Here is a 26,857-nt window from a genome sequence, read left to right on the forward strand (position 1 = left end):
GATCCCCTGCCACGCAACACTGCTCGACGCGGAACCCCTCGGCTGACCGGATGCGCACGGAACCGACCGCGATCGGCTATCTCCGCAAGGATGTCTCGGGAATCCACCAGCAGTGGGACGAAACCCGGATACGAAGTCACGCCAAGAGACTCGGCTACGAACTGACCAAGACGGTGACCTTCAGCAATGCCACCGACGACCCGGAAACCCGGCTGATCAACGTGATTCGCGCGCTCGACATCGACGCGGTCGTCGCGCCCAGCCTGGCGCATTTCGGCGGAACCGTTCCCGAAAGACTGATCCGCGCCTGCGAACTCAATGTGCTCGCGCCGGAACCCGCCACCTACGCGCGCCGCTACGATGCCATTCGCACCGGAATCGAAACGGCCGCCGACACATTCCCGCCCGCACCGGCCTCGATCTCACAACCGGAAACCATCCGCGCCAACGACTGGACCGCCTTCCGCGCGTTGACCGAACTCGGCGATCACTGGTCGGCGAAACCCTGGCCCGCGGACCGAACGGGCTACTACTGGTATCTGACCTTCGACGATCCCGCGCTCGTCGAACTCACCGCACGATGCCAGAAGAGTTTCGCCGACACCGATATCGCGCCGGTGCCGCCGGACGGACTGCACCTGACGATCCTCGGGATAGGCGACGCCGAACAGACGCCTGCGACTCGACTGCCCGGCATCCTCGGCGCCGCCCGCGTCGGACTTGCCCGCATCGCGCCGTTCGATCTGGAGATCGGCCCTTTGACGGGATCGCGAAGTGCGCTGCGTTTTTCGGTGACGCCGTGGAACCACCTCATCGAGATTCATCGTGTGCTGCGTGCGGCGTCGATCGGCGCGGGTGGACTGTTGCGTGAAACCTTCGATTTTCGACCGCATCTGGGAGTGGGGTATCTCAACAGTGCACTGCCTGCCGGTCGGATGATCGATGAAGTCGCCGGGCTGCGCGATCTGGAGCCGGTGACGGTGCGGGTCGAGAAGGTGGAGTTGGTGCGGGTGCGTCGCGAGGGGCGGGAGTATCGCTGGGACACACAGGGGGACGTGCGGCTCGGCGGATGAGAGGAGGGCGGTGTCGAGACCGCGGGTGCGCGGGATTCGGCGCCGAAACAGTCGACATCGGTGCGGGATGTGCGATTACCGGCCGCACGCGCGCGATGGTTCCGTCGACCTGCACTCGATCCCGGGCGACGTCGGCGCGAGCGTGACGGCAGCTGAATCCCTCGAGTTCGCGCCTGGAATCCCCTCGGCAGTCGACGAGGCGAGCGGAATGTCCGCGGAGACCGCTCACGTAGATCACGCCACGAGCCGCCCTCGCCCGTCGAGCGCGGACGGCACTCGCCGGATCGACCGCCGTATGCCCGACAGTTCAGGCAACGACGGGCACCGCGACCGGTGACGTACGCTCGCGGCATGAGCTGCTGCGGGCCTACCCGACGGACGCTGCTCGGTGCGATGGCCGTGGCCACGCTTTCCTCCGCGCTCGGCGCGGGAGCATCTCGTGCGCAGCGGAATTCGCTGATCGCCACGGATCTGGAACTGGTCACGGTGACGGATCGGTCGGTGATCATGACCTGGACCACCGTCGCGCCGGATGCGAGCGGACAGCCGGTGCCGGTGGCGTCCTCGGGTGCGGTGCGGGTCGCACCGGTCGGGTCCGCGCCGGTGACGATGTACGAGAGCGCGGAGCCGACGCCGTTCCACTACGCGGAGATCACGGGGTTGGAGCCGGGGCGGCGCTACATCTTCGAGGCGGAGTCGGAGGGAGTGCGCGCCGTTTCCGCGTTGAACCCGGTCACGCTCGCGCCGGACGCGCCCGAGGTCTGCGGGGAGTTCACCACCCTGGTCCCGCCGCCGGGTCGACTGCTGCGCACCTTTGCGCTCGGCAACGACGTGCACTACGGCGAGACGGTGAGCGGTCTCATAGTCGGCGATTTCCCACCGGGATTCCGTTCACTTCCCGACCTGCCGCCCTATCCGGAGGTGATGCTCGCCGCCCTGCTTGACGACCTGCGCGCCCCCGATCGCGGTGCGCAGCGACTGATCCTCGCGGGCGACCTCACCGCCGAAGCCACACCGTCCCAGTCGAGATCGGTACGCGCACAACTGGATTCCTGGGGCGCCCTGGGCCGCGACTATCTGGTGGCGCGCGGCAATCACGACCGCCCGCACACCGGCGCGGACTACGCTTCCTGCGCACCAGCGACCGCCGACCACCGCGACTGCTTCACCGAATTCTTCGTCCCACGCGAAGAACTCGTCCAACACGAGATCGGCGGCTTACGCCTACTCGGCTTGGACACCAGCGAACTCGACGGCACGGGCGGACGAATCGACCGCCCCCAATTCGATCACCTCACCGGAATCCTCACCGCGGACCCGGACCGCCCCACCCTGATATTCGGACACCACCCCGTGACAAGGACATCCGGCGCCACCGCCCTCGCAGGCCCCGGATTCATCCTGAACGCATCCGACAGCACCGAACTCCAAACCCTGTACACCCGCGCCCCCGGAGTATTCCTGCACCACGCGGGCCACACCCACCGCAACCTACGCACCCGCCCCGACACACCCTGCGACGTCGAATTCCTGGAGGTCGCCTCGGTGAAGGAATACCCCGGCGGCTACACCCTCCTCCGAATCCACGAAGGCGGCTACATGGTCTCCTTCTACAAAACCCGCACCCCCGCCGCCCGCCAGTGGAGCGCACTCACCCGCAACGAATACTTCGGCCTCATCCCCGCCTACACCCTGGGCCACCTCACCGACCGCAACCACGTAGTACACCGAGACTTCTCCGGCCTCACCTGAGCACATACACGAGTTTCGCGGCGACCTGGCCCCTTATGGGACGAGTTCGAATGCCGCAGTGTGTCTTGGCCGAATCGCGCCGAAATGACGGCGATCGACAGTAGCTATCCGTGTGATGTCCAATCGCTCCGCAGCCGCGACAACCGAGGCGTCAGCGGTCCCGAGCGGCCAGTCCCGGTAGCGGGCAACCAGTTCGGCTATACGCAGCCAGTCACCGGGATGCACTGGTTCCACCTCGAACAAGCCCTCCGCAAAATCTCCGAGGAAACGCACCTCGGCATCGGCCCCGAGACGGGTTCCGATGAGATACGCGGCTTCGGTGATCACCAACGTCGGCACGACCAACGGACCTCGATGCCGTTGCAGCAGATTCAAACAAGCCGCGTGATGCGCATCGTCAGCGTCGACATAGGCGTACAGTGGGCCCGCGTCGACCAGCAATCGGGTTATCGGCCCGACTCCCCGCGCAGGATCTCCTCGATCCGCTCCGAAATATCCGAGCGACCACTGTGCCCGACACCTGCGGCCCCGAACCTGCGAATCCCCTCGTTCGGCAGATGGGCCGTGAGCGCTTCCCTCGTCCATTCCGACACGGTCATGTCACGCCGAGACGCCTCGTGCCGGATACGACTATCGAGCTCGTCGGGCAATTTGATGGTCGTACGCTTCATGGTATGCCAGCATACCAGGGAGACCTGGTCCGACGTGGCATGGCGTCGGACCAGGTTCCGGGCAGCGCACCCTGCTGCCTTGGAGCGAGCGGCGGGAATCGAACCCGCGTGAACGGCTTTGCAGACCGTTGCCTCAACCACTCAGCCACGCCCGCCTCGTCATCGACAATGCCGGTCGGGCGGCGAGAGGGCCAGGCTTGGGTTCATCGTGATCGAAATTCGATCCGTATCCGATGCCGCGGTGTGGCGGTCGGCGGGCATGGAATGATCGTCTGCATGTCTCGGCCACGTCCGCTTCCGCTCGATCCGATCGAGGAGGCCCACCGTCAGTGGGTCGGGCACGGGTGGGGTGCGGTGGCGGATGGGATGGCGGCGGTCACGTCGCTGGTGCGGGCTCAGCAGATCGTGATGGCGCGGGTGGATGAGGCGCTCAAGCCTACGGGGTTGACGTTCTCGCGGTACGAACTGCTGATGCTGCTCGGTTTCAGCAAGACCGGTGCGCTGCCGATGGCGAAGGCCAGTGCGCGGTTGCAGGTGCATCCGACGAGCGTCACCAACACGGTGGACAGGTTGGAGGCGGCGGAGTTGGTCACGCGGGTGCCGCATCCGAGTGACCGCAGGGCCACGCTGATCGAGATCACCGACGCGGGGCGGGAATTGGTGGCGCGGGCGACGACGGAGCTGAATACGAAGGTGTTCGCCCGTCCCGGTTTGTCGCCGGACCGGTTGCAGTTGTTGCTGCAATTGCTCTCGGAATTCCGCCACGATGCGGGCGACTTCGACACCGGGACCGATCACGCGGTGTGGTCGGCGGGATCTGAGCAAGCTCGGCAACCCGACTGGTCCATTGACCACGCTGCCGAATCAGACGACTCGTAAAGCCCCGGCGATCTTCCAGCGAATTACCGGTCGCATTCCCTTGGCAGCGGCGGGGAAAAGGTAGAACATAGAGGCCATGGTGCTGGTCCTCGGAGTGTCGGCGGGCGCGGGCGGCGCTCGCGCGGTTCTGACGCATTCCGATCAACCGCATCTACCGCCGATCGCCCGCTGCCAGATTCCGCGGCGCGCGGGCGGCGGCGTCGACGAACCCGTTCTCGAGGCTATCCGGTTGATGCACCGTTCCGCGGATCGCCGCGACGAGCTCATCAGCGGCACCGCGGTCACCTGCCGCTGCCCGCTGCACGCCGAAGCCATCCGCACCGCCGCGGGCGCGTATCCGCTGACGATCGTGGACGAGCCACTCGCCCAGTTGCGCTATCTGCGGTTCACCGGTCAGCTGCCCGATTCCGGCACGGTGATCCTCTACGATCTCGGCGCCTCTGGTCTCACCCTCACCCACGCCGACTGCCGCACCGAGGCCGTGTTGTCGAGCAGGCGAAGCACTGTCATCGGCGGTGACGGCTATGACGCGCTGCTGCGTTGGCAACTCGCGCGCGGCGGCGTGCTCACCGACAGACTGACCAGCCGCAGGCATCGCGAATCGCTGAGCAGCGCACGCGTCGTCACCGCGCTGGACGCGAATTCCCGTGCGCGAGCCGTGATCACCCGCAGCGACTTGGCCGAACTGTGCACCGCGGGCATCCAACACTCGGTGTTCTTCGTGCGGCAGCTGATCGAGGAGACCGGGGTGCCACCGGACGGGATCGTGCTGGTCGGGGGATGCACGCGCAGTCCGACGGTGCGCGACGAATTGGGCGAACTCGTAGAGCTACCGGTGATCTACGATTCCGAACCCGAGTATGTCTCGGCGCGCGGCGCGGTGCTGCTCGCGGCCGAACGCCATCACGGTGATGTCAGGATGACGCGTGTGGACGCCCGCGCCCTGCTTCCGGCGCCCATCGTGCCGCCGACCGTCGGGCGCCGCAAGGTGATCGCGGCCGTCGCGGTGACGGTGGCGCTCGGCGCGACCATCGCCGGACTTCTTGCCATGGAACGGAATTCGGCGCGGACCCCGGACAGGGGTACCGCGCCGACCCAGATCGAGATCACCGAACCGCCGCAGCTGTCCCACCATTGAGCGACAGCTCCGAACGCTCAGCGATTGCCGAATTTCGCGGGTCGCTTCTCCACGAACGCGGCCATCCCTTCCTTCTGGTCCTCGATCGCGAACAGCGAGTGGAACACCCGCCGCTCGAAACGCAGGCCTTCGGCGAGCGTGGTCTCGAAGGACCGGTTCACCGACTCCTTGGCGATCATCGTCACCGGCAGCGACATCGACGCGATGGTGGTTGCCACCTCGAGCGCGGTGTCGAGCAGTTCGGCGGCCGGGACGACGCGGGAGATCAGGCCCGCGCGCTCGGCCTCGTCGACGTCCATGTTGCGGCCGGTCAGGACCAGGTCCATGGCCTTGGCCTTGCCGATGGCGCGGGTGAGCCGCTGCGATCCGCCGATGCCGGGGATGACGCCGAGTTTGATCTCGGGCTGACCGAATTTGGCGGTGTCGGCGGCGATCAGGATGTCGCAGATCATCGCGAGTTCACAGCCGCCGCCGAGGGCATATCCGGCGACCGCGGCGATGGTCGGCTTGCGGAAGTTCGCCAGCCGGTCCCAGCGGGCGAAGAAGTCGTCCATGAACACGTCCATATACGACTTGGGCTGCATCTCCTTGATGTCGGCGCCCGCCGCGAAGGCACGCTCGGAGCCGGTGATGACGACCGCGCCGATCTCGTCGTCGGTCTCCAGCTCGTCGAGCGCGGCGATGACATCGTCGAGCACCTGGCCGTTGAGCGCGTTGAGCGCCTTGGGACGGTTGAGCGTGATCCAGCCGACCCGGCCCTTGCGTTCCAGCAGAATCGTCTCGAAGTCGGTCACTGCGCACCTTCTCGATCGGAACGGTTACGTACTTCGGTGACGATAGCGGAGAAGTCCAGACCGGCGTGCTCGGAGTTGAACCGCGTGTAGATCTCGGCGGCGAGGGCGCCGAGCGCGCCGTCCACGCCGTTGTCGCGCAGGGCGTTCGCGGCCAGACCGAGGTCCTTGGTCATGAGCGCGGTCGCGAATCCGGGCTTGTAGTCGTTGTTGGCCGGGCTCGCGGGCACCGGACCCGGCACCGGACAGTAGCTGGTCAGCGCCCAGCTCTGCCCGGAGGCGGTGGAGACCACGTCGAAGAAGGACTGGTGGCTCAGGCCGAGCTTCTCCCCCAGCACCAGCGCCTCCGACAGACCGATCATGGAGATGCCGAGCAACATGTTGTTGCAGATCTTGGCGGCTTGGCCGACGCCGGAACCGCCGCAGTGCACCACCTTGGCGCCCATGACCTCGAGCAGGGGCAGGCCATCGGCGAAGTCGGCCGCCGCGCCGCCGACCATGAAGGTCAGGGTGCCCGCCGCGGCGCCCGCGACACCGCCGGACACCGGCGCGTCAAGGGCCCGATGTCCCGCCGCGACGGCGAGTTCGGCGGCGGCTTTGGCGTCGGCGACGTCGATGGTGGAGCAGTCGATGAACAGCGTGCCCGGTTTCGCGGCGGGCAGCAGGTCGGCGTAGACGTCGAGGACGAGTTTGCCGTTGGGCAGCATGGTGATCACCACGTCGCGGTCGGCGGCGGCCTCCGTGCCGGTGGCGACGACGGTCGCGCCGTCGGAGCGCGCCTTGTCCTGTGCGGCGGGCACCGGGTCGAAGGCGAGCACGTCGTGGCCCGCCGTGACGAGGTTGGCCACCATCGGGCCACCCATGTTCCCGAGGCCGAGGAATCCGATCTTCTTGGTCACCGTTGTCCTTCCGGAGTGCTCAAACCCAGTTCCTTGTCGCCCAATTCGGCGAAGTAGGAGTCGACCAGCGCGGCGTCGACCTCGGCCAAGGTAGCCGGACTCCAGCGCGGATTCCGGTCCTTGTCGATGACTTGCGCACGGATGCCCTCGACCAGATCGTGCGAGGCCAGCGTGGCCACCGACACCCGGTACTCCTCGTCGAGGACCGCCTCCAGCGTCGGCAGGTCCCGCGCGGCGCGCAGCGAACGCAACGCGACCTTCACCGCCACCGGCGATTTCGCCAGAATGTCCTCGGCCGCCTTGGCCGCCTCGGGAGCGCCGTCGGCCCGCAGTCGGTCGACGATCTCCTCAACGGTGTCCGCGCCGTAGCAGGCGTCGATCCAGCTCTGCTGGGCCAGTAGCGCGGATTCCGGTGCGTCACCGGCGAATTTGGCGATGGCGATGTCGACGGCCTCGGTGCGCAAGGTCTCCAGCAGGCCCGGGATGGTGTCGGAAGGGATGTAGTAGTCGGCGAATCCGGCCGCGATGGCGTCGCCCGCGCTCATCCTCGCCGTGGTCAGCGCGACATGGGTGCCGAGTTCCCCCGGCGCGTGCGCGAGCAGGCGGGTGCCACCGACATCGGGCACGAAACCGATACCGACCTCGGGCATTCCGATCTTGGAGCGCTCGGTGACGATGCGGTGGCTGCCGTGCCCGGACAGACCGACGCCGCCGCCCATCACGATGCCGTCCATCACCACCACATACGGTTTCGGATAGGAGCCGATGAGCGCGTTGAGCACGTACTCGTCGCGCCAGAACCGGCCGGTCGGCGAATCGGCGAGCGCGCTGTGGTCTTTCGACGGCGTCGCGCCACCGGCCCGCGACGAGGTCGCGTCGGTGTGGATGGCGACGATATCGCCGCCCGCGCACAACCCGCGGTCGCCCGCGCCGGTCACGACGACCGTGCGGATGCCGTCGTCGTCGGCCCAGGCCCGCAGCGCGTCGGTGATCGCCAGCGCCATAGCGTGATTCAGGGCGTTGATAGCCTTCGGCCGGTTCAGCGTGATCAGGCCGAGCCCGTCACGCGTGTCGATCAGAACTTCGGGCTCACTCATGCCGCTCCTACCACCGCGCGGGCGACGACCACCCGCATGATCTCGTTCGTACCCTCGAGGATCTGGTGCACCCGCAGATCCCGGACGATCTTCTCCAGACCGTACTCGGCGAGATAGCCGTAGCCGCCGTGCAATTGCAGCGCCTTGTTCGCCACCTCGAATCCGACGTCGGTCGCGAACCGTTTCGCCATGGCGCACAGTTCGACCTTGTCGGAGGCGTCGGCGTCGAGTGCGCCCGCCGCACGCCACAGCAGGGTGCGCGCTGCCTCCAATTCTGTTCGCATATCGGCCAATTCGAATTGCAACGCCTGATTGCGGACCAGCGGCTTGCCGAAAGCGTGCCGCTCCGACAGATACGGCACGGTCTTGTCGAGCGCCGCCTGCGCGCCGCCGACCGAACAGGCCGCGATATTGATCCGACCGCCGTTGAGACCGTTCATGGCGATGCGGAACCCGTCGCCCTCGGCGCCCAGCCGGTTCGCGACGGGAACCCTCGCGTCGGTGAGGATCACCTGACGGGTCGGCTGCGCGTTCCAGCCCATCTTCTTCTCGTTCGGCCCGACCGTGAGTCCCGGCGTGTCCGCGGGGACGACGAGCGCCGAGATGCCGCGCGCGCCGGTGTCGCCGGTGCGCACCATCATCACGTACACATCGTTGGAGCCCGCACCGGAGATGAACTGCTTGGCGCCGTTGAGGATGTAGTCGTCGCCGTCGCGAACGGCCTTGGTGCTCAACGCCGCCGCGTCGGATCCGACACCGGGTTCGGTGAGCGCATAGCTGGCCAGTTGTTCCATGGCGGTGAGTCCCGGCAGCCAGCGGGCGCGCTGTTCGGCGTCGCCGAAGCTGTCGATCATCCAGGTCGCCATGTTGTGGATGGAGATGTAGGCGGCGATGGCGGGACAGCCGGTGGCGAGCTGTTCGAAGATGCGCACCGCGTCCAGCCTGCGCAGGCCGGACCCGCCGAAGTCCTCGTCCACGTAGATGCCGCCGAGGCCGAGCGGGCCCGCCTTGCGCAGCACGTCCACCGGGAAGTGTTTGCGCTCATCCCATTCCAGCGCGCTCGGCGCCAGGAATTCGTCGGCGAATCCGCGCGCGGTGTCGCGGATCGCCTTGTCGTCCTCGTTCAGGTCGAACATCGTCATTCCATGGTGGGGATGACGAACGCGTTGCTTTCCTTGGCGCCCGCGGGCCAACGCTGGGTAACGGTCTTGGTCTTGGTGTAGAAGCGGATGGAGTCAGGGCCGTGCTGGTTCAGGTCGCCGAAGCCGGAGCGCTTCCAGCCGCCGAAGGTGTAGTAGGCGATCGGGACCGGGATCGGGACGTTGATGCCGACCATGCCGACCTGCACGCGGGCGGCGAAGTCGCGGGCGGTGTCGCCGTCGCGGGTGAAGATGGCCACGCCGTTGCCGTATTCGTGCTCGTTGGCCAGGCGCAGGCCCTCTTCGTAGTCCTTGGCGCGGACCACCGACAGCACCGGGCCGAAGATCTCGTCGGTGTAGACGCGCATCTCGGAGGTGACCCGGTCGAACAGCGTGGCGCCGACGAAGTAGCCGTCCTCGCCACCCTCGACGGTGAGGCCGCGGCCGTCGACCACGAGTTCGGCGCCCTCGTCGATGCCGATCTGCACGTACTTGTTGACCCGGTCGAGGCCGTCGCGGCCGACCAGCGGGCCGTAGTCGGCGCCGGGGTCGTCGGAGCGCCCGACATTGAGCTTGTGCACGCGCTCGGTGAGCTTGGCGACCAAGCGGTCCGCGGTCTCCTCACCGACCGGCACCGCGACCGAGATCGCCATGCAGCGTTCGCCCGCGGAGCCGTAGCCCGCGCCGATCAGCTGGTCGGCGACATCGTCGAGGTCGGCGTCGGGCATGACGATGGCGTGGTTCTTCGCGCCGCCGAAGCACTGGGCGCGCTTGCCGTTGGCGGTGGCGGTCTCGTAGATGTACTGCGCGATCGGGGTGGAGCCGACGAAGCCGACGGCCTTGACGCGCGGATCGTGCAGCAGGGTGTCGACGGCTTCCTTGTCACCGTTCACGACGTTGAACACGCCGGGAGGCAGGCCCGCCTCGAGGAACAGTTCGGCCAGGCGAAGCGGCACCGAGGGGTCGCGCTCGGAGGGCTTGAGGACGAAGGCGTTGCCGCAGGCCAGCGCCGGTCCGGCCTTCCACAGCGGGATCATGGCCGGGAAGTTGAACGGCGTGATGCCCGCGACGACGCCGAGGGGCTGGCGCAGCGAGTAGACGTCGATGCCGGTGCCCGCGCCCTCGGTGTATTCGCCCTTGAGCAGGTGCGGGATGCCGGTGGCGAATTCGATGACCTCGAGTCCGCGCTGGATGTCGCCCTTGGCGTCGGGGATGGTCTTGCCGTGTTCGGAGGACAGCAGGGCCGCCAGGGAGTCCATCTCGTCCTGCACCAGGGTGAGGAACTTCATCAGGACCCGGGCCCGGCGCTGCGGGTTGGTGGCGGCCCACCCGGCCTGGGCGGCCTCGGCGTTCGCGATGACGGCCTCGACCTCGGATTTGCTCGCCAGCGGCACCTTGGCCTGCACCTGACCGATATTCGGGTCGTAGACGTCGCCGAACTTGCCGGACGTGCCGGGGACGTGCTGTCCACCGATGAAATGCGTGAGTTCGCGAACCATGCCAGTCCTGTTCTCGTCGAGATGATGCCCGGTCGAGGCGATCACCGGTCATCCTATAGTTGGATGTCCAAGTAAAACAGCGTGGGATCCATATGTGAGTTATCACACCGGAGCGCTCACGGAAACGTCATTCTCACTGGTTGGACCCCCTCCCGGTCGCCACCGCGCGTTTCACAGGCGTTGTGACCGCGATCACCGTAGACTTCGTTTGACGTCCTAGTATCGGGCGCCATAGGAACCGCCGGAGGTAACCCGTGGCCGACGCACTGCACTCGCCAACCCATCCCGTTCGATTCGTGACCTCGGCCGCCCTCTTCGACGGACACGACGCCGCGATCAACATCATGCGCCGCATTCTGCAAGCCCAGGGCGCCGAAGTCATCCACCTCGGCCACAACCGCTCGGTCGATGAAGTGGTCGACGCGGTGCTCACCGAAGACGTCCAGGGCGTCGCGGTCAGCTCCTACCAGGGCGGCCACGTCGAATACTTCGAATATCTCGCGGACTCGCTGAAAAAGGCAGGGGCGGGCGATGTTCGGATCTTCGGCGGTGGGGGCGGCGTGATCGTCGCCGAGGAGATCGCGCGGCTCGCCGAATCCGGGGTCACCATCTTCTCCCCCGAAGACGGCCAGCGGCTCGGGCTGCCTGGCATGATCAACCGGCTCATCCGCGACTGCGACACCGACCCGGCCGCCGCGCCGCCGGTCCTCGACGCCGTTCTCGCCGGTGAACGCCCCGCGCTGGCTCGCGCGATCACCTGTCTGCAAGCGGGCACACTGCCCGCCGCCGACCGGGCCGCGCTCACCGACGCGGCCGCCGCGCGCGCGGTGCCGGTGCTCGGCATCACCGGCACCGGCGGGTCCGGAAAGTCCTCGCTCACCGACGAATTGGTGCGCAGACTGCGTACCGACCAGCAGGACAAGCTGCGGGTGGCGATCCTCGCCGTCGACCCGACCCGGCGACGCGGCGGCGGTGCGCTGCTCGGCGACCGCATCAGGATGAACGCGCTCGACGGCGACCACATCTACTTCCGCTCCCTCGCCACGCGCGGCGGGCACGAACTGCCCAACGACATCGACGGCATCCTGATCGCCTGCAAGGCAGCGGGTTACGACCTGGTGATCCTGGAAACCCCCGGCATCGGCCAGGGCGACGCCGCGATCGTGGATCACGTCGACCTGTCGCTGTATGTGATGACACCGGAATTCGGCGCGGCCTCCCAGCTGGAGAAGATCGACATGCTCGACTTCGCGGACGCGGTGGCGATCAACAAGTTCGAACGCCGCGGCGGCGCCGACGCGCTGCGCGACGTCTCGCGCCAACTGATCCGCAATCGTGAGGCGTTCGGTTCGGCGCCGGAGGACATGCCCGTTTTCGGCACCAGCGCGGCCACTTTCAACGACGACGGCGTCACCGCGCTCTACCAGCATCTGACCGGCCGCCTCGCCGAGATCGGGCTACCGCTCGAGCCGGGGACCCTGCCGCGCGTGCAGACCAGGGCGTCCACCCGGTTCGCCCAGATCATCCCGCCCGCGCGGGTGCGCTACCTCGCCGAAATCGCCGAGACCGTGCGCGGATACCACGCCGACACCGCAGGACAGGCCGCCGCCGCGCAGCGGGTGCGGCGGCTGGAACTCGTGGCCGCCGAACTGCCCGATGTCGCGGCGGTGGCCGACGCGCTGGATCGCGCGCGCGGCGAACTCACCGCCGACAATGCCGCGCTGCTCGCCGAATGGCCCGCGCTGGCCGCCTCGTACGCGGGCGCGGAACAGGTGGTAACCGTGCGCGGCAAGGAGATACGCACGACGCTGCGTCGGGAGACGCTGTCCGGGCTCTCGATTCCGCGCGTCGCGCTGCCGCGGTACACCGATCACGGCGAACTGCTACGTTTCCTGCGGGCCGAAAACCTGCCCGGCCGATTTCCCTTCACCGCAGGGGTATTCGCGTTCAAGCGGGACAACGAAGATCCGGCGCGGATGTTCGCCGGCGAAGGCGACCCGTTCCGCACCAACCGGCGATTCAAAGTGCTCAGCGAACACGCGGAGGCCAAGCGGCTCTCCACCGCCTTCGACTCCGTCACCCTCTACGGCCACGACCCCGCCGAACGCCCGGACATCTACGGCAAAGTCGGCACCTCGGGTGTTTCGATCGCCTCGGTCGACGATATGCGGGCGCTCTACGACGGATTCGAGCTCACCGCGCCGACGACCTCGGTGTCGATGACCATCAACGGGCCTGCGCCGACCATTCTCGCCTACTTCCTGAATACCGCCATCGACCAGGCCGCGCACCGGTTCACCGAAACCGAAGGACGCGAGCCGACCACCGCCGAGGCCGAACAAATCACGGCCGCCACGCTGGCCACCGTGCGCGGGACCGTGCAAGCCGACATCCTCAAAGAGGACCAGGGCCAGAACACCTGCATCTTCTCCACCGAATTCAGCCTGCGCATGATGGCCGACATCCAGGAATGGTTCGTGCGCAACGGCGTCCGCAATTTCTACTCCGTGTCCATCTCCGGCTATCACATCGCCGAAGCGGGCGCGAATCCGATCAGTCAGCTCGCCTTCACCCTCGCCAACGGATTCACCTACGTGGAGGCATATCTCGCGCGCGGGATGGATATCGACGATTTCGCGCCCAACCTGTCGTTCTTCTTCTCCAACGGCATGGACCCCGAATACTCGGTGATCGGCCGGGTGGCGCGGCGCATCTGGGCGGTGGCGATGCGAGACCGCTACGGGGCCAACGAGCGATCGCAGAAGCTGAAGTACCACATCCAGACCTCGGGGCGTTCGCTGCACGCCCAGGAAATGAACTTCAACGACATCCGCACCACCCTGCAAGCGCTCATCGCCATCTACGACAACTGCAACAGCCTGCACACCAACGCCTACGACGAGGCGGTCACCACCCCCACCGAGGATTCGGTGCGGCGCGCGCTGGCGATCCAGCTCATCATCAATCGCGAATGGGGTGTCGCGATGAACGAGAACCCGATCCAGGGCAGCTATCTTGTGGACGAACTCACCGACCTGGTGGAAGCTGCGGTCCTGCTCGAATTCGAGCGGATCAGCGAACGCGGCGGCGTACTCGGGGCCATGGAAACCGGGTATCAGCGCGGACGCATCCAGGACGAATCGATGCGCTACGAACACCGCAAACACGACGGGACGCTGCCCATCATCGGCGTCAACACTTTCCGCAATCCGCACGGCGAACCCGAACACACCCTGGAATTGGCGCGCGGCACCGAATCCGAGAAGCAGTCCCAGCTCACCCGCGTCCGCGAATTCCAGAACCGCCATCGCGATGCCGCGCACGCGGCGCTGACCAGGCTGGAGACCGTGGCTCGCACCGATGACAACATCTTCGAGGTGTTGATGGACGCGGCGCGGGTGTGCACGTTGCAGCAGATCACCGATACGTTCTTCCGTGTGGGTGGACAGTATCGCCGCAATATCTGAGGAATCGGCGCTGGGCGACGCGCATCGGGTGTGGGCGAGCCGCTCCCATCGAAGGTCGGGCGACCGCTATCGGCATCAGCCGAACGCGCGGTCCAGGTGGGCGAGGAGGGTCGCGCGGGCCGTGCGCAGGGATGGGCCGTACCAGGTGAGGTCGCGGCCCGCGACCAAGGCGACCGGGATGCCGGGAAATGCTTCGGGGCCGTCGGTTTCGGTGAAGACATAGGGTTCGTCGGGGAGAACGGCCACGGTGATGTCGCGGGCGAGGTCCTCGAGGGCGACCTTCGGATAGCGGTCGGATGCGCGGGCGTGCGGTAGGCGCAGGCCGAGGCGGGCGGCGAGGTCGCCGGTGAAGGTGTCGCGGCCGACCACCATCCACGGGTCGCGCCAGATCGGGATCACGGCCGCGCGGGGTGAGTGCGGCGGGGGCGGCGACCAGACAGCCTCGGCTTCGGCGATCCAGGCGGGCGCCGGTCGCCCGAGCGCGTGGGTGAACATGCGGGTCAGCGAGGTGAAGGCGGCGTCGACGGTCCGAATATCGGTGACCCACACGGCGATACCGGCCGCACGCAACCGTTCGACGTCGATGCGCCGGTTCTCCTCCTGATTGCACAACACCACGTCGGGCGCGAGCTCCACGATCCGCCGGACATTCGGGTTCTTGGTGCCGCGCACCCGTTCGACCGCCAGTTCGGTTGGGTGCGTGCACCATTCGGTCGCGGCGATCAGCACCTCGGGACAGGTTTCGGCCACCGATTCGGTGAGTGAAGGCACCAGGGACACCACCCGGCGAACCACGCCGGGCAGTGTCGTCGCGACGCCGAGGTCATCCACTTCGACACGCCGGTCCCTGTCCATCCCTCCATGCTCCGCACCGAACAGCGCACTACGCAACCCCCCTGCGCCGACCTGCAATCCTCGTACCGAATGGTCCGAAATGAGGGACAAGGACGGTGCAGTGGCAGCAGCCGGGCAGTACCGCGATCCTCCGGCTACCCTCACACTGAGATCAGCACCCGGCGCCGGGAGTCCCGATGAGTACGGACAGGTCCCGTCCCGAGCTGGTCCGCCTCACCGCATACCTCGATGCCGGGTGCTCACCAATCCCCGCGCCCCTGCGGACTCCTTGCCCCGCCCGAGCCTCACCGCGCACTCACCGCACCACTCGTGCACCCCGTGTCCGCGCTCGCCGGACATCTCGGCATTCTCTTCCACTACCTGTGGATACCTGTCGTCACACGCTCTCCGCCGCAACTGCGCCATCGCGCGCACCGCCACCGAGCGCATCCGTCGCATTCCCGCCTGCGCCGCGCGTACTGCGCACAACACCGACCGTCGCGCATACCGCCGCAGTACGAATGGTCCCATCCGTTTCCGTGGCAGCATGCCTTCGGTCGATATGCCTGCCGATCGAGCAAGCACGCCGCCGACGCACACCGATGGTCCGGGGCAGCGACGGTGCAGCGACGGGGCATTTCCGGGGCGGACCGTGGCGCGGAACATCGATGGTGGCACCCGGCCGCGAGGAAGCTACCGACCAGCCGCGCACCGGGCGGTCCACCGCCCGATACGTCCGGGAGGCGGGTCGATAGCGCTGCCGGGTGCCCAAGAGCATCTGTCCGCACGGAAGGCACATCCCGATTCAGCGGTTCAAGGATTCGTACAGCGCGCGCAGTTCTCGCAGACCGGCCGCGGCGATCGTTTCGTCCTCGGCCACCGAGCGCAGCGCGCGGCGCAGGAGGACCGGGTCGAGATCGTCCATGGCGCAACGAAATTCGACCTCGGGCAGAGCGGGGAGGGTGAGGTCGTCGCCGTACGGGTCATCCGAGGCCAGTGGATTCGGGTCGCGTTCGATACCGCCGATGAGGGTGTCCAGGTCGAGGCCGCGCAGGGTGAGGATTTCGCGCGGCTGTTCGTCGAGCCGTTCGGCCAGCAGGTAGCACACCGCGGCGACATGTTTGCACGGCCAGCCGGGATCGGGGCAGGTGCAGGAGAAATCCAGGTCGGCGGCGGTGGTGGGCAGCAGGTGCGGGCCGAGTCCGGCAGGCAGCGCGCCCGAGGCGATGTCGGCGAGCATGCCCGGCGCGGTGCGGATCGTCTCGAGCAGTAACTCCACCTCCTCCTCGCGCAACGCGCGCACCGCGAAGATCGCGGTGAACGGCCGAGGTTGACTGCCCTGCACCTCCGCGACCACCGCGCCGGTTTCGATGCGGTAGCTCACCACCTGCCCGGATCGCGCGTAGTTGCGGCCGCGCGCCAGCCTGCCCGGTTCGGCCATGGCCTCGACCGCCTCCACCAGCGCGCGCCCCCACCAGGTGCCGCCGAATCCGCCGCGCCTGCTGCGGGCCGCGACTCCGCCGCGCACCGGGCGGGGCCTGCCGTAGCGGCGGCCGTTGTCGAAACTCATTCGCCGACCGCCTCCGCGCCGAGGGCGAACAGTTCCCGCAGTTCGTCGGTGCCAAGTTCGGTGATCCAGTTCTCCCCCACACCCACCGCCAGATCGGCGAGTTGCCTTTTGCCGGTGATCATCTCGTCGATCTTCTCCTCGATGGTGTCGACGCACACCAGCTTGCGGACCTGCACGTCGCGGCGCTGTCCGATGCGGAACGCCCGATCGGTGGCCTGGTTCTCCACCGCCGGATTCCACCACCGATCCAGGTGCACGACGTGATTGGCCGCGGTGAGATTCAATCCGGTGCCGCCCGCCTTGAGCGAGAGCAACATGACCGAGGCGCCGTCGCCGGACTGGAAATCCTCGACCATCGCGTCGCGCTTCTTCTTGGGCACGCCGCCGTGCAGGAACGGGATATCGCAGCCGAACCGCTCGATCAGATAGGGCGTGAGAATGTCGCCGAATTCCCGGAACTGGGTGAACAGCAGCGCCCGGTCACCTTCCGCGATCAGCGTCTCCAGCATGTCCTCGACCAGGGCCAGTTTGCCGGAGCGGTGCCTTCCGCGCGCGAGTACCGCCGAATCGTCGGCCAGGAAATGCGCCGGGTGATTACAGACCTGTTTGAGTCTGGTCAGCGCGCCGAGCACCGCGCCGCGGCGGGCCATGCCCTTGGCGTCCTTCAGTTTGCGCACCATGTCGTCGACCACCGCTTGATAGAGCGCGGCCTGTTCGGCGGTGAGGTTGGCGCGCACGGTGATCTCGAATTTCTCCGGCAGATCCGAGATCACCGCCGGATCGGTTTTGACGCGCCGCAGCACGAACGGTTCGGTGACGAAACGCAGTCGGGTGAGCGCGTTCTGATCCTGTTCGCGTTCGATCGGCACGGCGAAACGCGCCCGAAAAGTCTGCGCGCTGCCGAGCAGGGACGGCATCACGAAATCCATCAGCGCGCGCAATTCCTCCAACCGGTTCTCCACCGGTGTCCCGGTGAGCGCGAGCCGATGCCGGGCGGGCACCGCGCGCGCCGACCGCGCCTGCCTTGTGCTCGCGTTCTTCACGTGCTGCGCCTCGTCCAGCACCACGCGATCCCAGTCCTGGCGCCGCAGATCCTCGACATCCCTTGCCAGCAGCGCGTAGGTGGTGACGACCAGATCCGACGCGGCGACCGCGGCGTCGAATTCCGCGCCGGCGCCGCGCCCCGGCCCGTGATGCACCAGCACCCGCAGGTCCGGCGCGAACCGACCGGCCTCCCGCTGCCAGTTGCCGACCACCGACATCGGGCACACCAGCAGCGTCGGCCTCGGCGCCGCCCCGCCCTGATCCGCCCGCGCGGCCTCGCGTTCGTGCACGAGCAGCGCCAACACCTGCACCGTCTTGCCGAGACCCATGTCATCGGCCAGGATCGCGCCGCAGCCCATCCGGCTCATGGTGGCCAGCCAGGTGAGTCCGCGCAGCTGATAGGGACGCAACTGCGCCTTCAAACCGGCGGGCGCCGCGACGGGTTCGACTGCGTGCTCGCGGTCGAACAGTTCCGCGACCCAGCCGGTGGTGGTGACCGCGGCGATCGGCACCCGGTCGACGCGCTCGCGGACGAGTTCGCCGAGCAGATCGGCCAGTGTGATCGGCGAGGTGTCGGTATGCGCTGCGACATACCGGGCGGCCGCGGCCAGCGCCTTGTGATCGGCCTGCACCCACTCGCCGCGCAACTGCACCAGATCCGACTTGGCGGTGATCAGCCGACTCATCTCGGCCGCGGTGAGCACGTGCTCGCCCACCGCGAGTTCCCACCGGTAAGAGACCAGTCCGCGCAGGCCGACCGTGCTTTCGGCGGCGGCGACGGCGGCGCCTTCCACACGCAGCCGCACGGTCGGCGCGGTGATGCTCCACGCGCGCGGCAACAACAGCCGGACACCGGCCTCCCGCAGCGCGTGCGCACCGTGTTCGACCAGATCGGCCACGACCGGCGTCGGCAGCAGCAGATCCATGCTCTGCGGGTCGCCCGGCAGGTCGCGCAAGCGCGGGTACGCCTGCCGAGCCTTGCCGAGTTTCTCCGCCGCGATCCGCACCATCGCCGGATCACCGTGTAGCGGAACCGGACTCGGCGCTTCGTCGGAGTCGCGCAGGCAGACCTCGAGCCGCCACAGCGCCGTCGTCTCGTCGACGGCGGCGTATTCGCCGTCGGGTTCGAGCAGGCGCAGCACCAGTTCGGGTTCGTCGACGGTGAGGCTCGCGCGCCAGCGTTCCAGGGTATCGGCGAGTTGGTGGCTGCCCGTCTCCAGCGGTGTATCGGCTGTCAACGCCTGTGTGAGCGGATGCGAGGCGGGCGGTGTGCCGATCAGTTCGCGGGCGATCGGATCGGTGAGTTCCGTGACCAGATCCTCCAGCAGCGCGGACGGTTTGCCCGCGACCCGCAACGCGGGCGGCACGGCGAGAGCCGCCTCGGCCAGCCACGCGCGTTGGCGCTGCCCGCCGAGCAACCGCCAGCGCACCCACCAGCGCCCGTCCTCGCGGCGCAGTTCGGGTACGACACGCCCGGACCCGACCCAACGTTCCAGCCCGCGCGCCAGATGCGCGAGGAAGCGCAGATCACCGGAGACGACGCCATCGGGCAGCCGCTGCCGCAACACGACAGCGGCGTCGGCGGGGGCAAGCGCGTGCGCGCGCACCCGCTCGACACCCATCGCGCCGAGCACGTCGGCGCGATGCCGGAACTTCGACGATCGCAGTGTCGCGCCGAGCGGATCGGGCAGGGCGGCGGCGCGATCCTCGGTCCACCGATCGTCGGTCCACAGCAGCAGACCGGAACCCGGCGACCACAGACCGTGCAGCATGTCCCCATCCAATCAGGTGACTCCGACAACCCGACCGCTCCCGGACACCGGGTCCGGGAAGCCCCGCGATATCAGACCCTTCGGTTTTCGTGACCTATGTTTCCTGGATTTCTCCCCGCCACTGGATAGACTTGGATATCCGCTGGTCATCGCCTCGGAGCTGGTTCGAAAGCACCACAGTGTCACAAGCGCCACAGTGATCGTCCGGAACCGCCACGCGTCCGTTCCGGAACACCGCGGCATCTGTTCGAAGCACAGCGAGCGTCTGTTCGACAGCACCGCAGACTCGGTTTGACCGAACCACAGCCGGGACGTGTGCACGGCCCGGCATCCAAGGAAAGTGCAGGGTAGCAGCATGACGATTCTGCTCCAGGTACTAGAGCAGTGCTTCACCCCCACCACACCGTGGGAACGGCGAACGTTCACCTTCATCGACACCGGGCACATTGTCGGGATGCGGCTCGACGGCCAGTGCGGCGTCTGGCTCGACCTGTCCCGTCCGGGCGAATCACAGCGGCTTGCCCGCACCCGCGACCCGGGTGACGCGGTCAATTTCCTGCTCACCACCTTCGCCAGGATCGCCGAATGCGAGGAGCGCGGCGGATCCTGGTTGATCGGCCACGACGGCATCCACATCGGGTCGATCAACGCCACCCGCTACCCGCCGCACAGCACCGCCGTCACCGGGGACGATCTGCTGGCCCGCGCCTGGCTCTGAACCCGCCGCGTGGCTGTCGGTGCCCGCGAGTAGAAGTGTTCGGGTGCGCACACCGAATCGAGCACGTTCGGCCGGGTTGCTGTGCGCCGTCGCGGTCGCGGCGGCGGGCTGCGCGGGCGCCGACACACCCGCACCCGGCAGTCCGTCCCGCGACCGGGTCGAACAACTGCTGGACTCGGTGCGAGTCGTGCCCGCCCGCGCCCATCCCGGCGGGTACGACCGGGACTGCTCGGCCGGGCGCGGCTGCGTGTTCGGGCCGTCGTGGACCGACGACAGCGACGCGCCGAGCGGGCACGACGGCTGCGACACCCGCAACAACGTGCTGGCCGCGCAGCTCACCGAGGTGAGTTTCCGGCCGGGCACCCGCGACTGCGTTGTGGTCTCGGGTGTCCTGCACGACCCGTACACCGGACGCCCCGCCACCTTCGCCAAGGCCGACGCGGGCGATATCCAGATCGACCACGTCTATCCGTTGGCGGCGGCCTGGGATCTCGGCGCGTCGCGGTGGACCGTGCGGCGCCGGGTGGAATTCGCCAACGATGTCGAGACGAATCTGCTCGCCACCGACGCCGCGACCAATCGCGCCAAAGGTGATTCGACACCGGCCGGTTGGCTGCCGCCCGAACGCGCCAACCACTGCTTCTACGCGGCGAAATACCTCACCGTCGCGGTGCGCTACGACCTACCCGTGACAGTCGCCGACAAGACCGCGCTCGACGCCATCGCGCGCAGCTGCCCGTGATGACGTCAGCCGCCGGGGCCGCGTGCCCGCCCTCGGCCGCCTGGTCACGACGGGCGGCGCCTGCCTCAGCCGCCGGACGCGACAGGCCGCATGGTGCTCAGCTGCCGGTGGCGACGGGTCGTTTCGGATCGTTCGACCACTGCGACCACGATCCGGGGTACAGCGCCGCCTCGACACCGGCCACCGCGAGTGCCGCGACTTGGTGGGCGGCCGTCACTCCCGAACCGCAGTACACCGCGACCGGTCCCGAACCGAAGGCGGCGAAGCGCTCGCGCAGTTCGTCGACCGAACGGAAACGTCCGTCGGCGTCGAGATTCTCGGCGGTGGGCGCGCTCAGCGCGCCGGGAATGTGGCCCGCTTGCGGGTCGATCGGCTCGACCTCGCCGCGGTAGCGTTCGCCCGCGCGCGCGTCGAGCAGCACACCCTGCCAGCCCGCTACCTCGTCCGCGTCGACCACGGGCAGTTGGCCCGGGCGCAGTTCGATATCGCCCGGTTCGGGATCGGGTTCGGCGCCGGTCGCCAGGTCGCCGCCCGCCGCGCGCCAGGCGGGGAGTCCGCCGTCGAGTATGCGGACATCCGCGACGCCCGCCCAGCGCAGCAGCCACCAGGCGCGGGCCGCGGCCAGACCGCCGGTGGCGTCGTAGACGACCACGGTGTCGCCGGTGCTGATGCCCCAGTTGCGGGCATTGCGCTGCAGATGCGCGGGCAACGGCAGGGGGTGTCTGCCCGCGGCCTGGGACGGCAGGGCGGCCAGCTCGGTTTCCAGGTCGACGAAGATCGCGCCGGGTATGTGACCGTCGAGATAGTGCTGCGGGCCGTCCGGGTCACCCAGCGCCCAGCGGACGTCGAGTAGCCGGATCGGGCCGTGCGCCGTGACGTCTCGCAACTCCCGCGCCGAAATCAGTACCGCGCTCACGCCGAACTCCTCATCCAGATTCGCACTTTCGAGCACCGACCGTTCCCACCTTATGCGCCCACGCTTGCCGACCCGACGATCCGCGCGGCCCCGATGGACAGTTGGCGACGGTACCCCGATGGCCGCGCTCGGCGTCCGACCAACGCGAATTCAGGCCAGTTTCCGCCGACTGGCCGGTGACACGCCGACTGACCAGCGGCAAGATGCACACAATGTCCGAGGTTCCCGCAGCGTCCGAGGCGTCACCGGACGCGAAGGAACACCGCGCCACCGCGCCCGACAACACCGCGCCCGACAACACCGCGCCCGACAACACCGCGCCCGACAACACCGCGCCCGACAACGGAATCGTGCAGCCGATCGGGGCGGGCGTGGTGACGGCGCTGGTCGGTTTCACCAGTTCGTTCGCGGTGGTGCTGACCGGGTTGACGGCGGTGGGCGCGACACCGGCACAGGCCGCCTCGGGACTGCTCGCGGTGTGCGTCACTCAGGCGGTCGGGATGATCGCGCTCAGCTATCGGTACCGGATGCCGATCTCGCTTGCCTGGTCGACGCCGGGCGCGGCTCTGCTCGCGGGTACCGGGGTGGTGACGGGCGGCTGGCCCGCGGCGGTCGGCGCGTTCGCGCTCACCGGCGTACTCGTGGTGGTCACCGGCTTGTGGCGGCGGCTGGGGAACCTGGTCGCGGCGATTCCGGTGGAGATAGCCCAGGCCATGCTCGCGGGCGTGCTGGTTCCGCTGTGCCTGGCGCCGGTCCGCGCGGTGCAGACCAGTCCCGCCGTTGTCGTGCCGGTGATCGCGGTCTGGCTGGTGTTGCAGCGCTTCGCGCAGCGGTGGGCGGTGCTCGCGGCTTTCGTCACCGCCGCCGTCGGGGCAGGCATCGATATCGCGGCGCACCATCGGCGACTCGACCTGTCCGCGATGGTCCCGACCGTGGAACTCACCGCGCCGCACTGGAATTGGCAGGCCGTCATCGGTGTCGCGATTCCGCTCTACATCGTCACCATGGCCTCGCAGAACATTCCGGGCACGGCTGTCATGAGCTCGTTCGGCTACCGCGTGCCGTGGCGCGCGGCCATGACCGTGACCGGAATCGGCACCGTGGTCGGCGCGCCCGCGGGCGGTCACGCCATCAATCTGGCGGCCATCAGCGCGGCACTGGCAGCGGGCCCGTCGGCGCATCCCGATCCGCGCAGGCGCTGGATAGCGGCGTGCACCGCGGGCGCCTGCTATCTGCTGTTGGCGCTCGGCTCGGCCGCGCTGGTCACGCTGGTGGCGGCCGCGCCGCGCGGGACGCTGGAAACCGTCGCCGGACTGGCGTTGCTCGCGACCCTCGCATCGGCACTGGCCGCCGCACTGGCCTCCGAACACCAGCGCGTGGCGGGCGCGGTCACGTTCCTGATCGCCGCGTCCGGCGTCGGATTCCTCGGTGTCGGCGCGGCATTCTGGGCGCTGCTCGCAGGGCTGGTAGTGCGGCGAATGCTGCGATCGCCTGCCACGCGGAGCTGACACGATCACCCCTGTCCACGACTGACACGAACACCCGCCATCTGCGGCCGACACGATCGCCCCACCTCTCGACCGACACGATCCGCCGCCACGCACAGCCGAACGCGATCACCTGCCCTAGCGACCGACACGGCCCGCCGCCACGCACAACTGAACACGATCACCTGCCCCAGCGACCGACACGGACACCCGGCTACCTGCCGCGGGCGCGAGCGCACCCCCTACCCGCGACTGAGCAGGGTAAGTGGGTCCTCGATGAGCGCGGCCACCGTGGCGAGGAAGCGGGCGGCGAGTTCGGCGTCGATCATGCGCTGGTCGTAGCTGACGCCGACGGTGGTGACCCAGCGCACCGCGAGTTCGTCGCGCACCACCCAAGCGCGCTTGCGCACCGCACCCAGGCTCAGGATCGCACCCTCCCCCGGGTTGACCAGCGGCACAACAGAATCCACGCCGAATACGCCGACGTCGGTGAGTGTGAAAGTGCCGCCGCGTAATTCGACCGGCGTCGCACTGCCGGTGCGCGCCATCTCCGCCAGCCAGGCGATCTCCCGGCACAGGTCGCGCAGGCTCAGCGTCTGCGCCTCCTTGAGATTCGGCACGAGCAGACCGCGTTCGGTGGCGACCGTGACGCCTAGATTCACGTAGTGCTTGGTGAGGATCTGCTGACTCGCGTCGTCCCATGCCGCGTTCATGCTTGGGAATTCCGCGATGGCGGCGATCACGGCCTTGGCGACCAATGCCTGCGGGGTGAGCGGGAGTCCGGTGAACGCGGTGGTGGTGCGCAGATGGTCGAGCAGTTCCACCGCGGGCGTGAAATCGAGGGTGACGAAGGCGCTGCCCTGCGGAATGGTGCGCGCGCTGACCACCATCGAGCCCGCGATGCGTTTGCGGACACCCTCGACGGGCGTGCCGACCTCGCGCGGCGGCGGGCGCAGCGGATCGACGGCGGGCGCGAAACCGTCGACGGCGGGGCGGGCGTTCGCGGCGCGCGGCTGCGAGACCGGCACCGCGGCGCGCACGTCCTCGACGGTGACCTCGCCCCGCGCACCGGATCCCGCGATGAACCACAGGTCGAGACCGAGTTCCTTGGCGAGTTTGCGCGCGGCGGGCGTGGCGGCGGCTCTTGGCCCTGCGGCCTCCCTGCGCCGCGCCGCGAGCGGATTGCGCTGGGCCATCGGCGATTGCGGCGGTTGCGGACGCGACTCCTCCCGTACCTGCTCCTCAGGCGCGCGCCCCGCGGGAACGGGTGTGCGGCCGTTGCGATGTGGCGCCTCGACCGCGACGGGCGGCGCGACCACCACCGCCAAGCGCACCCGGATCAGCGGCGCGCCGACCGGCACCGTATCCCCCGGCCGCGCAAGCAGTTCCACCACCGTGCCGGAGAACGGGGAAGGTAGCGCCACCACCGCCTTCTTCGTCTCGACCTCGCCGATGGTCTGGTTCAGGTCGACCGTGTCCCCGACGCCAACCGACCACGACACCAGTTCGGCGTCCGCGAGTCCCTCTCCCAGATCGGGGAGCCGGAATTCCAGCACGTGGCCGTCGTCTTGCACAGGGGCACCTCTCACTTGGGGCGAGCGGCCGTCAGCGGCCGAGGAACGGTCCACCGCGGCCAATACGCGAGCGGGATCGGGCTGGTGGTGCGTGTCGAGCTTAGCCGGGAAGGACGCGATCTCGGGCCGGTAGCCGCGCGATATCGGATGGGAGCGGACACCTTTCCCCGATGCGGTAGCGGATCTCGGCCACGCTCGAGACGATCCGGTCGACGGCGGGACACACTGACCGTCGAACCTTATCGCAAGGACCGCCGGTAGGCCGGTTGGCGCGGCAACGAAAGCCGTTCCGAACATGCCTGATTCGGCGCTCGACGCGGTCCGGATACACAGGGCGATACAGCCTTTCGCGCTCGACCAACCCACGAACCGATCGAACTGCGCACACATCCCCCATCGCCATGAGCAGAATGCTCCATCCGAACCCGCTCCCCTGTCATACTGCGACGCATGACCGGCCGGGAATCCGTCGACACCACGCTGGACGCCACCGACGCGCGCCTACTGCTCGAACTCGTCGCCAACCCGCGCGCCACCGGCGTCGAACTCGCCGCCCGGCTCGGACTGTCCCGCAACACCGTGCAGGCCAGGCTCGCGCGCTGGGAGGCGGGCGGCGTGCTCGGCAGCTTCGAACGCCGCGTCGAGCCGAGGGCGCTGGGATATCCGCTGTCGGCGTTCGTCGCGGTTGTGGTCGATCAGCACCGGCTCGACTCCGTGGTGGACGAGCTCGCCGAGGTCCGCGAGGTCACCGAGGTCTGCGGGATGACCGGCCCGACCGATCTGACCGTGCGCGTGGTCGCCCGCGACGCCGACGACCTGTATCGCATCGCAGGCCAGATCCTGAAGATCCCCGGTGTCGAGCGCACCAATATGGCGCTGGTGATCCGCTCACTGATCGGCCCGCGCACCGCACCGCTGCTCGAACGTCTCGCCGACCCGAGCTGATCGGAACGCGTCTGCCGCTGTGGTGTGCCCGATAGGGTGCGGAGATGGAGATTTCGGGCAAGATCGCGATCGTGACCGGTGCGGGCGGCGGTATCGGCGCCGCGGTGGCGAAGCAGTTGGCCGGCGCGGGCGCGCGGGTGGTCGTCGCGGATCTCGACGCCGACGCGGTGGCCGCGGTGGCCGACGGACTCGGCGCGGCGGCGGTCGCCGTCGGCGGTGATGTGACCGACGAGAAGGTGCTCGGTGCGGCCATCGAGGCGGCGGAAACAGCATTCGGCCCGGTCGACATCTTCGTGGCCAACGCGGGCATCGGCGGCGGCCCCGGCCTCGACAGCACCGAGGAGCAGTGGTCGGCGGCGTTCGAGGTCAATGTGATGGCGCACGTCAGGGCCGCGCGACTGCTCGTGCCCGGCTGGCTGGCACGCGGCGGCGGATACTTCGTCTCGGTCGCGTCGGCGGCGGGCCTGCTCACCCAGATCGGTTCGGCGCCCTACTCGGTGACCAAGCACGCGGCGGTCGGATTCGCCGAATGGCTTTCGGTGACCTACGGCGCGCAGGGAATTCGGGTGAGTTGCGTCTGCCCGATGGGCGTCGACACGCGACTACTCGACGGCGGGCTGATACCGGGGAACCCGGCCGCGGGCGATCTGGCGATCCGCGCGGTGCGCACCGCGGGCCCGGTGCTGAGCACGGAACAGGCCGCAGAGGTGATCGGCGCGGGCATCGAGGCCGAACACTTCCTGATCCTGCCGCACCCCGAAGTGCTGAAGATGTACCGGAACAAGGGATCCGACTACGACCGGTGGCTCGACGGGATGCGGCGCTACCAGGCGGCGCTCGGCGGCTGAGC

The 26,857-nt window shown here is 68.4% G+C and carries 23 protein-coding genes and 1 tRNA gene; 10 read left to right on the plus strand and 14 right to left on the minus strand.

Features of this window, described 5'->3' with window-relative positions; genetic code table 11:
• Window positions 1–50 precede the first annotated feature (50 nt).
• Both IT779_RS13870 and IT779_RS13875 read left to right on the plus strand, forming a co-directional pair.
• A complete protein-coding gene (locus IT779_RS13870; protein WP_196149721.1) occupies window positions 51–1,073 on the plus strand; it encodes a 2'-5' RNA ligase family protein in 1,023 nt (340 codons plus the stop codon).
• Between the two features lie 351 nt (window positions 1,074–1,424).
• Window positions 1,425–2,825, plus strand: a complete 1,401-nt coding sequence (locus IT779_RS13875) for a metallophosphoesterase (protein WP_196149722.1) — start codon at window positions 1,425–1,427, stop codon at window positions 2,823–2,825.
• Window positions 2,826–2,858: 33 nt separating this feature from the next.
• Here the strand turns inward: IT779_RS13875 and IT779_RS13880 are convergent, their stop codons facing one another.
• The 3 genes from IT779_RS13880 to IT779_RS13890 all read right to left on the minus strand — a co-directional run bounded on the left by IT779_RS13880 (window position 2,859) and on the right by IT779_RS13890 (window position 3,651).
• Window positions 2,859–3,266, minus strand: a complete 408-nt coding sequence (locus IT779_RS13880) for a type II toxin-antitoxin system VapC family toxin (protein WP_198428570.1) — start codon at window positions 3,264–3,266, stop codon at window positions 2,859–2,861.
• A 5-nt stretch (window positions 3,267–3,271) separates the two neighbouring features.
• Entirely contained in the window at window positions 3,272–3,496 is a 225-nt protein-coding gene (locus tag IT779_RS13885; protein ID WP_196149723.1) for a ribbon-helix-helix domain-containing protein, read from the minus strand.
• An 80-nt stretch (window positions 3,497–3,576) separates the two neighbouring features.
• A tRNA-Cys gene (locus tag IT779_RS13890) sits at window positions 3,577–3,651 on the minus strand.
• 121 nt (window positions 3,652–3,772) lie between these two features.
• Here IT779_RS13890 and IT779_RS13895 point away from each other — a divergent pair.
• Both IT779_RS13895 and IT779_RS13900 read left to right on the plus strand, forming a co-directional pair.
• Window positions 3,773–4,375 (plus strand): MarR family winged helix-turn-helix transcriptional regulator, encoded by a 603-nt coding sequence (locus IT779_RS13895; protein WP_196149724.1) that lies wholly within the window; start codon window positions 3,773–3,775, stop codon window positions 4,373–4,375.
• Between the two features lie 76 nt (window positions 4,376–4,451).
• On the plus strand, window positions 4,452–5,513 hold the full coding sequence (locus IT779_RS13900) for an Hsp70 family protein (RefSeq protein ID WP_196149725.1): 1,062 nt from the start codon (window positions 4,452–4,454) through the stop codon (window positions 5,511–5,513).
• Window positions 5,514–5,530: 17 nt separating this feature from the next.
• Here IT779_RS13900 and IT779_RS13905 read toward each other — a convergent pair whose 3' ends face one another.
• The 5 genes from IT779_RS13905 to IT779_RS13925 are packed head-to-tail and all read right to left on the minus strand — an operon-like array spanning window position 5,531 to window position 10,938.
• Window positions 5,531–6,307, minus strand: coding sequence for an enoyl-CoA hydratase (locus IT779_RS13905; RefSeq protein ID WP_196149726.1), 777 nt, complete (start codon window positions 6,305–6,307; stop codon window positions 5,531–5,533).
• Complete coding sequence (gene mmsB, locus IT779_RS13910; RefSeq protein ID WP_332838793.1) at window positions 6,304–7,203, minus strand: 3-hydroxyisobutyrate dehydrogenase; 900 nt, start codon at window positions 7,201–7,203, stop codon at window positions 6,304–6,306. The genes IT779_RS13905 and mmsB overlap by 4 nt, the downstream gene beginning before the upstream one ends.
• On the minus strand, window positions 7,200–8,300 hold the full coding sequence (locus tag IT779_RS13915) for an enoyl-CoA hydratase/isomerase family protein (protein ID WP_196149727.1): 1,101 nt from the start codon (window positions 8,298–8,300) through the stop codon (window positions 7,200–7,202). Before IT779_RS13915 ends, mmsB begins: the two co-directional genes overlap by 4 nt.
• Window positions 8,297–9,436: an acyl-CoA dehydrogenase family protein gene (locus IT779_RS13920; protein ID WP_196149728.1), complete on the minus strand. Its 1,140-nt coding sequence runs from the start codon at window positions 9,434–9,436 to the stop codon at window positions 8,297–8,299. Before IT779_RS13920 ends, IT779_RS13915 begins: the two co-directional genes overlap by 4 nt.
• A 2-nt stretch (window positions 9,437–9,438) precedes the next feature.
• The gene (locus IT779_RS13925) at window positions 9,439–10,938 is read right to left on the minus strand and encodes a CoA-acylating methylmalonate-semialdehyde dehydrogenase (protein ID WP_196150039.1); all 1,500 of its coding nucleotides are present in this window, start codon (window positions 10,936–10,938) and stop codon (window positions 9,439–9,441) included.
• Between the two features lie 296 nt (window positions 10,939–11,234).
• Here IT779_RS13925 and icmF point away from each other — a divergent pair, with 296 nt between their 5' ends.
• Complete coding sequence (gene icmF, locus IT779_RS13930; RefSeq protein WP_456299691.1) at window positions 11,235–14,405, plus strand: fused isobutyryl-CoA mutase/GTPase IcmF; 3,171 nt, start codon at window positions 11,235–11,237, stop codon at window positions 14,403–14,405.
• A 75-nt stretch (window positions 14,406–14,480) separates the two neighbouring features.
• Here the strand turns inward: icmF and IT779_RS13935 are convergent, their stop codons facing one another.
• The 3 genes from IT779_RS13935 to IT779_RS13945 all read right to left on the minus strand — a co-directional run bounded on the left by IT779_RS13935 (window position 14,481) and on the right by IT779_RS13945 (window position 19,625).
• A complete protein-coding gene (locus tag IT779_RS13935) occupies window positions 14,481–15,260 on the minus strand; it encodes a helical backbone metal receptor (protein ID WP_198428502.1) in 780 nt (259 codons plus the stop codon).
• 784 nt (window positions 15,261–16,044) lie between these two features.
• Window positions 16,045–16,809, minus strand: a complete 765-nt coding sequence (locus IT779_RS13940) for an SWIM zinc finger family protein (RefSeq protein WP_196149730.1) — start codon at window positions 16,807–16,809, stop codon at window positions 16,045–16,047.
• On the minus strand, window positions 16,806–19,625 hold the full coding sequence (locus IT779_RS13945) for a DEAD/DEAH box helicase (protein ID WP_196149731.1): 2,820 nt from the start codon (window positions 19,623–19,625) through the stop codon (window positions 16,806–16,808). Before IT779_RS13945 ends, IT779_RS13940 begins: the two co-directional genes overlap by 4 nt.
• Before the next feature lie 355 nt (window positions 19,626–19,980).
• On the opposite strand from IT779_RS13945, the gene IT779_RS13950 reads away from it, so the two are divergent.
• Together IT779_RS13950 and IT779_RS13955 are read left to right on the plus strand one after the other, a co-directional pair.
• A complete protein-coding gene (locus tag IT779_RS13950) occupies window positions 19,981–20,343 on the plus strand; it encodes a hypothetical protein (RefSeq protein ID WP_196149732.1) in 363 nt (120 codons plus the stop codon).
• Between the two features lie 43 nt (window positions 20,344–20,386).
• Complete coding sequence (locus IT779_RS13955) at window positions 20,387–21,085, plus strand: HNH endonuclease family protein (protein ID WP_408637752.1); 699 nt, start codon at window positions 20,387–20,389, stop codon at window positions 21,083–21,085.
• Window positions 21,086–21,182: 97 nt separating this feature from the next.
• On the opposite strand, the gene IT779_RS13960 is transcribed toward IT779_RS13955, so the two are convergent.
• Together IT779_RS13960 and IT779_RS39055 are read right to left on the minus strand one after the other, a co-directional pair.
• The gene (locus IT779_RS13960) at window positions 21,183–22,001 is read right to left on the minus strand and encodes a sulfurtransferase (RefSeq protein ID WP_196149733.1); all 819 of its coding nucleotides are present in this window, start codon (window positions 21,999–22,001) and stop codon (window positions 21,183–21,185) included.
• Window positions 22,002–22,011: 10 nt separating this feature from the next.
• A complete protein-coding gene (locus IT779_RS39055) occupies window positions 22,012–22,332 on the minus strand; it encodes a pentapeptide repeat-containing protein (protein WP_408637753.1) in 321 nt (106 codons plus the stop codon).
• Here IT779_RS39055 and IT779_RS13965 point away from each other — a divergent pair.
• Window positions 22,214–23,509 carry a benzoate/H(+) symporter BenE family transporter gene (locus IT779_RS13965; protein ID WP_196149734.1) on the plus strand — a complete coding sequence of 432 codons (1,296 nt, stop codon included), beginning with the start codon at window positions 22,214–22,216 and terminating at the stop codon, window positions 23,507–23,509. The genes IT779_RS39055 and IT779_RS13965 overlap by 119 nt on opposite strands.
• Window positions 23,510–23,730: 221 nt before the next feature.
• On the opposite strand, the gene IT779_RS13970 is transcribed toward IT779_RS13965, so the two are convergent.
• Window positions 23,731–25,062 carry a dihydrolipoamide acetyltransferase family protein gene (locus IT779_RS13970; RefSeq protein ID WP_332838794.1) on the minus strand — a complete coding sequence of 444 codons (1,332 nt, stop codon included), beginning with the start codon at window positions 25,060–25,062 and terminating at the stop codon, window positions 23,731–23,733.
• A gap of 450 nt (window positions 25,063–25,512) precedes the next feature.
• On the opposite strand from IT779_RS13970, the gene IT779_RS13975 reads away from it, so the two are divergent.
• Window positions 25,513–26,007 (plus strand): Lrp/AsnC family transcriptional regulator, encoded by a 495-nt coding sequence (locus IT779_RS13975; RefSeq protein ID WP_196149736.1) that lies wholly within the window; start codon window positions 25,513–25,515, stop codon window positions 26,005–26,007.
• 44 nt (window positions 26,008–26,051) lie between these two features.
• A complete protein-coding gene (locus IT779_RS13980) occupies window positions 26,052–26,855 on the plus strand; it encodes an SDR family oxidoreductase (RefSeq protein ID WP_196149737.1) in 804 nt (267 codons plus the stop codon).
• The last annotated feature ends 2 nt before the right edge of the window (window positions 26,856–26,857 follow it).

The organism is Nocardia bovistercoris, assembly GCF_015674855.1.
GTDB lineage: Bacteria > Actinomycetota > Actinomycetes > Mycobacteriales > Mycobacteriaceae > Nocardia > Nocardia bovistercoris.

Bases quoted from the DNA above. Each gene is read 5' to 3' on its own strand.
- IT779_RS13870 (WP_196149721.1), top strand. From the start codon at position 51: ATGCGCACGGAACCGACCGCGATCGGCTATCTCCGCAAGGATGTCTCG.
- IT779_RS13875 (WP_196149722.1), top strand. From the start codon at position 1,425: ATGAGCTGCTGCGGGCCTACCCGACGGACGCTGCTCGGTGCGATGGCC.
- IT779_RS13885 (WP_196149723.1), bottom strand. From the start codon at position 3,496: ATGAAGCGTACGACCATCAAATTGCCCGACGAGCTCGATAGTCGTATC.
- IT779_RS13895 (WP_196149724.1), top strand. From the start codon at position 3,773: ATGTCTCGGCCACGTCCGCTTCCGCTCGATCCGATCGAGGAGGCCCAC.
- IT779_RS13900 (WP_196149725.1), top strand. From the start codon at position 4,452: ATGGTGCTGGTCCTCGGAGTGTCGGCGGGCGCGGGCGGCGCTCGCGCG.
- IT779_RS13915 (WP_196149727.1), bottom strand. From the start codon at position 8,300: ATGAGTGAGCCCGAAGTTCTGATCGACACGCGTGACGGGCTCGGCCTG.
- IT779_RS13920 (WP_196149728.1), bottom strand. From the start codon at position 9,436: ATGTTCGACCTGAACGAGGACGACAAGGCGATCCGCGACACCGCGCGC.
- IT779_RS13925 (WP_196150039.1), bottom strand. From the start codon at position 10,938: ATGGTTCGCGAACTCACGCATTTCATCGGTGGACAGCACGTCCCCGGC.
- IT779_RS13935 (WP_198428502.1), bottom strand. From the start codon at position 15,260: ATGGACAGGGACCGGCGTGTCGAAGTGGATGACCTCGGCGTCGCGACG.
- IT779_RS13940 (WP_196149730.1), bottom strand. From the start codon at position 16,809: ATGAGTTTCGACAACGGCCGCCGCTACGGCAGGCCCCGCCCGGTGCGC.
- IT779_RS13945 (WP_196149731.1), bottom strand. From the start codon at position 19,625: ATGCTGCACGGTCTGTGGTCGCCGGGTTCCGGTCTGCTGCTGTGGACC.
- IT779_RS13950 (WP_196149732.1), top strand. From the start codon at position 19,981: ATGACGATTCTGCTCCAGGTACTAGAGCAGTGCTTCACCCCCACCACA.
- IT779_RS13965 (WP_196149734.1), top strand. From the start codon at position 22,214: ATGTCCGAGGTTCCCGCAGCGTCCGAGGCGTCACCGGACGCGAAGGAA.
- IT779_RS13975 (WP_196149736.1), top strand. From the start codon at position 25,513: ATGACCGGCCGGGAATCCGTCGACACCACGCTGGACGCCACCGACGCG.
- IT779_RS13980 (WP_196149737.1), top strand. From the start codon at position 26,052: ATGGAGATTTCGGGCAAGATCGCGATCGTGACCGGTGCGGGCGGCGGT.